General features: G+C 70.7%; 9 protein-coding genes and 1 pseudogene. 1 reads left to right on the top strand and 9 read right to left on the bottom strand.

The window, feature by feature from the left end:
* The 9 genes from QH470_RS12390 to QH470_RS12430 form a co-directional block, all read right to left on the bottom strand.
* On the bottom strand, positions 1–555 hold a 555-nt coding region (locus QH470_RS12390; RefSeq protein WP_280272474.1), incomplete at its 3' end, for a type VII secretion target.
* A 77-nt stretch (positions 556–632) separates the two neighbouring features.
* A complete protein-coding gene (locus QH470_RS12395) occupies positions 633–3167 on the bottom strand; it encodes a hypothetical protein (protein ID WP_280272475.1) in 2535 nt (844 codons plus the stop codon).
* 7 nt (positions 3168–3174) lie between these two features.
* Positions 3175–3483 (bottom strand): hypothetical protein, encoded by a 309-nt coding sequence (locus tag QH470_RS12400; protein WP_280272476.1) that lies wholly within the window; start codon positions 3481–3483, stop codon positions 3175–3177.
* Positions 3484–3514: 31 nt separating this feature from the next.
* A complete protein-coding gene (locus tag QH470_RS12405) occupies positions 3515–3874 on the bottom strand; it encodes a hypothetical protein (protein ID WP_280272477.1) in 360 nt (119 codons plus the stop codon).
* Positions 3875–3883: 9 nt separating this feature from the next.
* A complete protein-coding gene (locus QH470_RS12410) occupies positions 3884–4627 on the bottom strand; it encodes a hypothetical protein (RefSeq protein ID WP_280272478.1) in 744 nt (247 codons plus the stop codon).
* Entirely contained in the window at positions 4624–4983 is a 360-nt protein-coding gene (locus QH470_RS12415) for a hypothetical protein (RefSeq protein ID WP_280272479.1), read from the bottom strand. Before QH470_RS12415 ends, QH470_RS12410 begins: the two co-directional genes overlap by 4 nt.
* Entirely contained in the window at positions 4980–6464 is a 1485-nt protein-coding gene (locus QH470_RS12420) for a PPE domain-containing protein (RefSeq protein ID WP_280272480.1), read from the bottom strand. Before QH470_RS12420 ends, QH470_RS12415 begins: the two co-directional genes overlap by 4 nt.
* A 43-nt stretch (positions 6465–6507) precedes the next feature.
* A complete protein-coding gene (locus tag QH470_RS12425) occupies positions 6508–8313 on the bottom strand; it encodes a hypothetical protein (RefSeq protein ID WP_280272481.1) in 1806 nt (601 codons plus the stop codon).
* Between the two features lie 45 nt (positions 8314–8358).
* Positions 8359–8850: a hypothetical protein gene (locus tag QH470_RS12430; protein WP_280272482.1), complete on the bottom strand. Its 492-nt coding sequence runs from the start codon at positions 8848–8850 to the stop codon at positions 8359–8361.
* 246 nt (positions 8851–9096) lie between these two features.
* Here QH470_RS12430 and QH470_RS12435 point away from each other — a divergent pair.
* Positions 9097–9401: pseudogene (locus QH470_RS12435) on the top strand (hypothetical protein); the annotation flags it as partial.

The raw sequence follows: 9401 nt of genomic DNA on the forward strand, positions 1-9401 counted from the left end.
GCCGGGGCGGCGGGTCGCGGCGCCGGCCCCCGCGGGGGCCGGCGGGCGGGTGGGGGCCCCGGGCGGCCCGCTTGCGGGCCCGGATGGCCCCGACGGCCCCGCGCCGTGGGGGCGGGTCCCGGGGGGCGGCCCGCCCGCGGCTCCACCCGGCGGGGCGCCCGTGGGTCCCCCTCCCGGAGGACCGGAGGGCGGCGTCGTACTCGGGCCACCGGGTGTCACCGGAGCCAGCGGTTGCGGGTTGACGTTGTCGCCCGCCATCTTGATGTCGTGGCTGCCGTCCTGGTCGGCGCGCTCGTAGGCGAGCGCGGCCTCGCGCAGCGAATTCGCGGTGTACTGGTGTTCGTCGGCGAGTGCGTTACCGGCGCGTTCGCGCGCCGTGTAATACCGCACCAGCGCCTGATGGACCGGGTGCGCGATTTTCCCGTACGTTTCGGGAAATGCGTTGAGCCAATCCGAAGGGGGCTCCGCCCATTTCCGCGTGTCGTCGGCGATTCCGTCGTGCTTTTCGGCCAGCTGACGCAACAAGTCGGGATCGATGTACACGTTGTCCGGCATGTCGTATCAGATCCTTTCCCAGCACCGACGTGCTCATTGTCGCGCCTTCCCAGCAGTGGCAGGAGTATGTCGCCGCGTTATCGCCGCCGATCGGGGCCGGTGCTGATGGTGGAACGCTGTCGTGCCGCCGCCTGGTCCGCGGCGGCCGCGGCCATCCGGCCGAACAGTGGATGGTCGACGATCTGCCCGTGCGCGTACACCGTGTCGCGCAGCGTCTGCCGGGTCGGATCGGCCGCCAGCAACAGCGCGGCTTCGTTGCAGCGCCGCTCGAACGCCAGCGCGCGCACCGTCGCCGTCCCGGAGGCCGAGCGCGGATCGGACTCCTCGTTCCGCAACTGCCCGACCGCGATTCGCGACACGTCGGCACGCAAGGGCAGCACCGACGCCGCCATCAGGTCGTCGACATCACGCAGTTCCTCCCACCACTCGGCCGAGACCTCCCGGCCGTGCTGCATCGCACCCAGAATCCGTTCCCGCAGCGCGGGCGCGCCCAGGGTCCCGGGATTGCCCGCATTCATCTTGCCCACCCGCACATGCGCGTCGACGGCGAGTTCGAGACAGCGGCCCCGGAGCCGTTCCGGCCGGACACCCGACACCTGATCCAGCAGTCGCGGCGCGCCCACCAGGCCGAGCCGGTCCTCCAAACCGCTTGCGGGAACCGTGTAGTCCATCGTCGGCGCGGCCTCGACCGAACCCTCGGCCGCGATATCGCCGAGCTGGCGCAGCATGTCGGCATCGATCGGCGCGGACGAGACCAGCGCGGACAGGGCCGCACCGGATTTGACGCCCCACGCCGCCGCGAACTCCACCAGGATCCGGGCGGGATCGGCCAGACCCTCCCACGGCGCCTGCTCCGACACCGACCACGTCCACGGGGTCGACAGCTCGCGGGGCAGGTAGACCCCGGCGGGCAACCAGCCCCGGCCCTCGTTGGAGGTCACGAACGCGCTGACCCCGCCGGAATTGCGCATCACCGACACCGCCCACGACACTCCCAGCGCGCTGGTCTCGGCGGCGGCGAGCAGGCTGCTCAGCAGCGACCGCGCCAGCACCAGGTCGCCGTTCACCCGCTCCCCGACGACGAACGACGGGCCGGAGGCCGCGATCATGGCGAAACCGACTGCCTCCCTGAGCTTCTCGTGCCCGTCCGAGGCGTCCGCGGGAACCTCCCCCGCCGCCACGGGACGATCCTCGACGCCGGTCTTGTCGGGCGGTTGCGGGCGCACGGGCGTCGGTTTGCCCGCCGCGGTCGACGCGCTCGACGGCGGCGGCCCGGATCCGGCCGTTATCTTCGGGCTGCCCGCGGGCGTCTTCGAATCGACCGGCGGCGGCGCCTTCACCTCCGGCGCCGACACCGACCGCGCACGATCCGGCGGTCCGGCGGGTGTGGCGGATACCGGGCCCGGCCGGGACGTGGACGTGCCCGCCTGCGAGGTGGTGCCGGGCGTCGTCGCCTGCGCGGGCACGACGCCCATCGGCGTACCGAACGGCAGCGACGGATTCGCGGCGTCGGCCGGTACGGCGTTGTCGGACATGGCATTTCGCGTCGAGGTGACCCCGGCGTCGGGTCCGTCGGCGTTCTCCCCGGCCGTCGAGTCGTGCGTACCGGGCCGGCCGTGCGCCGCGGGCCCCGGTTCGTCCAGGGCCGACTGCGGCCCCTCGCTGTGCCCGCCGTCGGCGTGCGCGGGGCCGCCCGCGGCCACGGGACCGGCCGGGGCATAACCGGGAGCGGAACCGCTCGGAGCCGTCGAGACCGGGCCGGTCCCCGCCGTGACCGGCGGCGCGCCGGGCGGGACGTCCGAGGGTCCGGCCGGGTCGCCGGTGGGCGAGTGCGGACCCTGCGGGAATCCCGGCAGCTGCGGCAGGCCGTCCGGTCCCATCGGTCCGTCGGGACCCCAGTGGACAGGCAGCGGGAACGGATAATTCGGCCCGCCGGGCAGCGTGTCGCCCGGACCGCCGGGACCCGGTCCGCCCGGACCCGGACCGGTCGGCCCGGTGTGCGGCCCTCCGGGCGGGCCAGGGTGCCCGGGATCCCAGTGGCCGGGCGGGTAGTGTCCCGGCGACCCGTGTGTCCACGGCCCGGGCAGTCCGAGCGCCTCGGCCATCAGAGACAGTTCGGGCAGTCCGTTGGGCCCGATCTCCTGCAGCGACAACGAGACCCGCTCGTCCACGGCCCGCCGCGCGGTGTCGATGATCCCGGCGACCCGCCGGGTCTCCTCGTCGGAGTTGTCACCGTCGCCGTCGGTGTCCTCGGCTCTGCCGTTGCCGATCGCGCGGGTGGCCTCGTCGACGATGTCGAGAATCTTGTTCCGGGTCCGGTACACCAGATCGGAGAGGCGACCATAGGTGTCGGCCGCGGCGACCAGCGCGTCGACGAACGCCTGCGGCGTTCCCCGTTGGGCGAGCATGTCCTGTTTCACCGGATCCAGCCCGTGGCTGGCCCGCACCCGCTCGTCGAACGCGCGCCGGGCGCGCTCGGCTTCCTGCGGGTCGATCGCGGCGGCGCCGTCGCGGGCCTTCGTCTCGAGCGCGTGCCAGTCGCCCGGCGAGATCGCCGGCCAGTTGTTCTGGACGATCGCGCCCCAATACGGGCTGTTCTGCTCCGGCTCCATCCCGTACTCAGACGGGTTCGGCCCGGTGCACCTGCAAGCCGCCGTCGATATCGGCATTCGCCAGCACGGTGGTGGTCTCCGTGGCGTTCTGGTTGGTCGTGGTGGCGTAGCCCGCGTGCTCGGGCGTCGCCTCCCGGAGCATCGCCGGAATCAGCCGATGCACACCGACGCCGCCGTAGTCCAGCGGGGAGCGCGGGCCGCGCGGCAGGGTCAGATCGTCGGCGACGGCGTCGACATGATCGGTGACCGACGTGACGGCCGCGCGGAACTTTCCGGCGGCGGCTATCACCTCGTCCGGCTCGTCCATATCCAGCATGTCGCTGCTCCTGTTCTCTCGGTGCGGACGCTCAGGCGGACTGGCCGAACTCGGCGTTCTCCATGGCCCGGTAGGACGTTTCGGTCGGCAGGTCGAACGCGTCGATGGTGTAGGGCCGGGCGCCGTTGCGTTCCATCTCGGCCCGCAGGCCGACGCGAGACTTGGCATGAGCGAGCCGGGCGAGCCGCACGATCTCCTTGGACAGCCACGCGTCGCCGTTCTCGCGGGCGTCGTCGGTGAGGTGCAGGCCCACGATCTCACCGTCACCGTTGCAGGCGACCCCGGCCGTGTGGTCGGGATTGAAGACCTCGTAGATCGTGTGCTGCCGATCCGGCGGCGGCGCTTGTACGACCTCTTCGTCGAACTCGTCCGCGTCGAAATTCACGGTCATGTGCTGCTCCTAGGTCGCACGGGCGTCGGGGGCGCTCACCGTCACCCGGTCGGGCGGCGGGGCCACGGTCGAACGGTCGGGCGGCGCGGCGCTCTGGTCGGCCGCCTCGAGTTGGTCGGCGAGCACCCGCCACTGGGCGTCGTCGAGGGTCAGCACCTGGCGCAGTCGCCAGAAGCGCGCGCGGAGATACATCTCGCCGCTGCCGTCCGCCACGACGTCGATATGGTCGGGCTCCTCCGTGGTGGGGTTGAAGGAGATCGTCGTGACCGGCGGCCGCTCGTCGTCGATGCTCACGATCGTCGCGCCGCCGCCCGGAATGAAGCTCTGCCGCAGCCGCGGACTGTCGACGAGGGCCACGTCGCCGCTGTTGGTGACGATCGTGATCTCCGGGTTCAACAGCAGTTGCAGCACCCAGGAACGGGCGACCGTCTCGGGCCGGTCGGCGTTGATCGCGAGATCGAGGCTGGCCGAAAGGTCCAGCACCAGAACCGATTCCGCCGTGGTGACGCCGACGATGACCAGCCGCCGCGACGTGCCCGTCGGATGCGGCAGGTCGTCGGCGGCCAACGTCATCACGTCGGAGCCGACGCCACCGCCGGCGGCCGGGTACACCGTGACCGTGCCCGTGGCGATGTCGACGGTGAAGGCGGAGATCGGATGCGAAACCCGGTCCGCCACACCGACCAACCGGCTCAGCCCTTCCTCGTGCAGCCACCGGATGGTGTCGGCGACGGTGACCTGGACCTCGCTCATGCCGATCGTCCCGGCGCCGCCGGTTCCGGCGTGGGCGCGTCGATCGGATCGGATTCGGGCGCCGGCTCGGCGTCCATGAGCACCCGGTACTGACGGGCCGCGTCGCCGGTGCTGTCGCGAATCGCGCCGATGATCTCGGCGACCAGCTCCTCGCTGGTGAAGCGGTCGGCCGTGCCCGGCGCGAGGTAGAGGCCGGTCAGCCGCCCCATCGCGTCGACCTCGGGGATGACCGCGCCGCTCGCCGACGGGCGGCGCGCGCGAATCCCATCGATGCGCTCGCGCAGATCGGCGATGCGGTGGCGCAACTCGCGCGCGGCGTCGAGCGCCGCCTGCACATCGGGATGGATTTCACTCATGTGGAACCTCCAGCTCGTGTCTGGTCCTGGCCGGCCGGCCCCGGCGTCGGTGGTGTCACGGTCGGCGCGATCGTCGGCTTCTCGCCGATCACCTGCTCGGTGTGCGGCGTGTCGTCGACGTACATCAGCCGGTCCGGATGCCAGGCGACCACCCGGTTGCGTTCGCTGCTGCCGCCGCCGTTGGCGCCGCCCATGCCCGGGGACATCGGCATGTACGGCATCATTCCCGATCCCGCGCCGGCGCCGCGCGCCGCACCCCCGACCGGATTTCCCGTGCCGCGCAAGGGTTCCGTCACCGAGGCCGTGCCCGCGCCGCTGAACCCGGCCGCCGAGGCGACCATCGGGCCCATCGCCGGTCCGGACGTCTGGTTGATCGCGCCGGAGACGTCGCCGACGCCCGGCACCCCGCCGCCGGTGAAGTCGCCGCCGCCACCCCCGCCGCCGAGGGCCGACGCGTAGTCCGCACCGAGGCCGTAGTCGCTGTAGTCGTAGTCGCTCAGGCCGTCCGATGAGTCCCCGCCCTGATCCCCCGCGAGGCTGCCCGCGCCGCTCATCATCGAGCTGAGCAAGCTGGGCAGCATCTGCATCAGCGCGTTGTCACCGCCCGAGGACGAAGAGTTCTGACCGGAGGATTGCCCCTCGCCCGTCGCGTTCTTTCCGTTGACCGTGCTGGAGTAGCCGGTCATCGTCTCCGCCGAGCGCGCGTTCTGCTCCTCGTACTTGGCCAACGCCTTCTGGATACCGACCTGATCCTTGGTGCGGATGGCTTTCAGCAGTTCCTTGCGGGTGGCGATGATCTCCTCGGGGGTCGGGTGTTTCGCTTTCGCCGTATCGAATGCCCCGGTGTAGGTGTCGACCATGTCGAGCAGCTTCTCCAGTTGACCGCGTTGGTCGTCCAACTGGTTCCGGAAGCGATGCAGATGCCCGGCCGCCTCGCTGCCGACCGGGGTCCAGTGCTGCAACGCCTGCGCGGCCGCGTCCACACCGGAGACGATCTTCGGGTGCGCTCCGGCCAGGAAATTGCGCACATCGGAGGTGAACCCGTTCGCCGGACCCGTCCCCGGCCCGGCACGCAGCTGCTGCGCGTAGACCAAGGGGTCCCCCGCCGCCGCGGCCGCGGGCATATTGAAAGTGGGCGGTCGCCACTGGCCCGGCAGCGCGACGGGCGCGACGGGATTGTCGATGATCTCACCGCCGCTGCCGTTCACCGCACGCGCGCCCTCGTCATCGGCGCCCGTGTAATCCGACGCCGAGGCGCCGACCTCATGAGCCAGGCGGTGGATATCGTTCAGCACCCCGGCCATGCCGTTGAACGCGTCCGCGGCCTTGTTGTTGAGGTGCGGAACCGAACCCGCCGAGATCGGGTCGGACCCCGCGGGCAGGACCCAGGACGTCGGAATCTCGCCGCCCGTCCCGTTAGCGAGCTCGGCGAGTTGGGACGCCGCTGCGGCCAACTGCGCCGGATCGACATTCAGCGCCATGACTGCCTCCTCTCACCTTCGACTCCGCGCCGCGGCCGGCCGATCACGCCGGTGCCGCGACGGCCGGTGCGTCGACCGCGTCCGTGCCTGTCGGCAGCGCCGAAGCCTGGTCGCCGTGGCTGTTCGCAGAGCCGTCCCCTTCGACGCCGTGCGGGTGCGCGAATCCGGAGAACTGTCCGAATTCGCCCTTCTTGCCGGACATCTGGGGCGAGAACTGCTGCAGCTCGCCGTCGATGATGACCTCCAGTGTTCCCTCGCCGCCGGAGCCGCTCGAACTCGAACTGCTCGAACCCGAACCCGAACCACTCGAACCCGAACCACTCGAGCCGGAACCGGACGAGCCCGAACCGGAATCACCCGGACCACCGGAGCCGAGCGAGCCGGGCCCGGAATCGATGGGGCCGCCGGTCGGGGTGATGGAGCCGTCCACGGCGAGATCCATGCCGGTGCCGGAATCCATTCCGCCACCGCCCTCGCCGGATTTCCACACCACGACCAGCGCGGTCTGGCCATCCCAGGTGGCGACGTCGCCGGTCTCCAGCTGATACGGATCGACCAGCGCGCCGATCTGCTTGTCGTCGGTCCACTTCGCGGGCGTGTTCTCGTACGCCTTCTTCGCGTCGGTGCCGGCGTGGTTGCCGAAGGCGGCATCCAGCGCGGCGGCCACCGTCGGCCAGACCCGTTGCGTCCGACCGTCGGGGAAGGTGTAGAGCACCTTGCCGTCGGCGCCCGGTTCGCGGCTCGGCGGCGGGCCCTGCGGCGGAGCATCGCCCTTGGGCGGCGGCGCGGCCTGCGACGACGACGGCGGCGCGGCGGCGGGGGCCTGCGCCGCGGGCTGTGCGGCGGCGGGCGGCGCCGCGGGCTGGGCCATCACCGGCTGCGGGTAACCGCGCATGTCGCGGTCCGGGTCCAGCCCGTTGCGACGGTCCTCGAGGTCCCGATCGTTCATGCCGCGCTGCATCATCTGCGACATCAGCATCGGCAGCAGCGTGCTCATCATGTCCATGCCGCCCATTCCGCCCGCGGCGCTGGCCGGCGTCATCCCGGCGCCGGCGCTGGGGTCCAGGCCGCTGCCGTTCGAATTGCCCAGGCCGTTGGAGCCGTCCAAGCCGTTCGAACCGTCGAGGCCGTTCGAACCCAGCGGATCCTTGCTGCCGGACGGGTTGAGACCCGAATCGTCGGCACCGAGATCGATGGGCTTGAAGCCGGGGTCGGTGGTGGCGCCCGTGGGAGTGGTCGGGTTGAGCCCGGTCGGGTTGTAGGAAGGGTTGGCATTGCCGGGGTTGGCGGCGCCGAGCTTGGTCTCCAGCGCGTTCAGTCGATCCAGGATCGCCTGCATCTCGGTGGTTTTGCCATTGGCTTGGTCGCCGATCTTGTCCTGAGCGGTCTTCGCCTGTTCGACCGCTGCCTGGGTTTCTTGGACGGCCGTACTCAAATAATCCAGGATGAAGTCGTCCTGGGATCCGCCCGGCGCGGGTACCGGCGCCTGCGCGCGGAGCTTCTCGATAACCGAATTTATGCCCTGTTGAGCAGCGGTCGAGACGGCCGCGGAGTCCTGGGCGATCGGAGATATATCCTTGTCGAGCGCGACCAGTTTGCGCAGTGACTCGCGAAGAGTTCCGCTCAGCGTGACATAGTTCGCGATGACGTCACCGGCCAAGGTATGGCCGAAGCCATCCGTATTCACGGCCTGCGGGGGAATTTCCGGCGATTTGTCGGGAGGGGGCTTCTTGGTGCCCTTTCCCATACTGTCGAAAGTCTGCTTGAAGAATTTCGGCATGCCTTCGTAGATATTCGCGGTGGTTTGGCTGAAACGAAACGGCTCATGCTCCGGACGATACTTCGACATGTCCGGCATGTTGAGCGAGGTCATTTCCAGCGGCATATTTCGCCCCTATGCCGGAGTCGGCAGTTCTTTTGTCGGCAGCGGACCCACATTCGCTCCCCCTGGACCGGACGCCGCGGGGTGCATAAATCCCGAGAGTTTATTTCCGCCCACGCCCGACAGCGCGGCGGCGGCGGTGCCGCGGCCCATATGCCCCATCGACACGAGTGCCAACTCCCGCCGGAACCCGAGCCCCACCGAACCCTTGCCGAACGCCAGTCCGAGATCCTTGGTAAGGCTGGTGCCGAGGCTTTTGAGGCCGCCTTTCATCAAACCGCTGGTGGCACCGCCCACCAGACCACCGCCCAACATTCCGAGTCCACCGCTGATGAGTCCCGTTTCGAGACTGTCACCCCAGCTCTTGCCATCGATGTAATGGGCCGCCAGGGTGCTCGCGGCGCCACCGAGCAGCGCGCTGCCGGCGGGACCGCCCAGCGCGAACCCTACTCCGGTCGCCACTCCGCTGACGACGTCCGACCAGCCGAGACCGAAAAGACCCATTACATCACCATTTCCACGAAACCGACAGCCGTAACCGCTCCGGTGGGCCTGCTGGACCCATTGTCGAGGATTCCCAGTAATGGGAACCACTGTCCGTGACGGCGCGTCAGGATGGAGCCGGAGGACGTAGACTCAGGTGCGCGAATCGCCCTGACGGCCACCGAGTTTCCCGGCGCCGAGACAGATGGGGAGGCGAGGAATGAACGTGGATCCCGTGCCCCGATGGCGCGCGCCCGGCGGTGACCGATGACGAGCCCGGCCGAGGTGACGCCCGACGTCGCGGACGACGACGCCGAGGCGACCGGAGCCGACGGCGCCCCGCAGCCCACGCCGTGGTCCGGCAGGTCCGGACCGCATCGGTCGCGATCCGAGGAGCGTACCGCGACTCCCAGCGGACCGGCCGTCCCCGACCAGAACCGGCCCGCCGCACAGGGACAGCCCGCGCCGAATCCACAGGCCAGCACTCCCGGCACCACCCCGACGCCGGGCCCGGGAACAACGGCCGTCGGGCCACAGCCCGCCGCGCCCGCCGGCGCGGCGCCGCCCCCGCC

This window comes from Nocardia wallacei (assembly GCF_029868745.1).
Classification (GTDB): domain Bacteria; phylum Actinomycetota; class Actinomycetes; order Mycobacteriales; family Mycobacteriaceae; genus Nocardia; species Nocardia wallacei_B.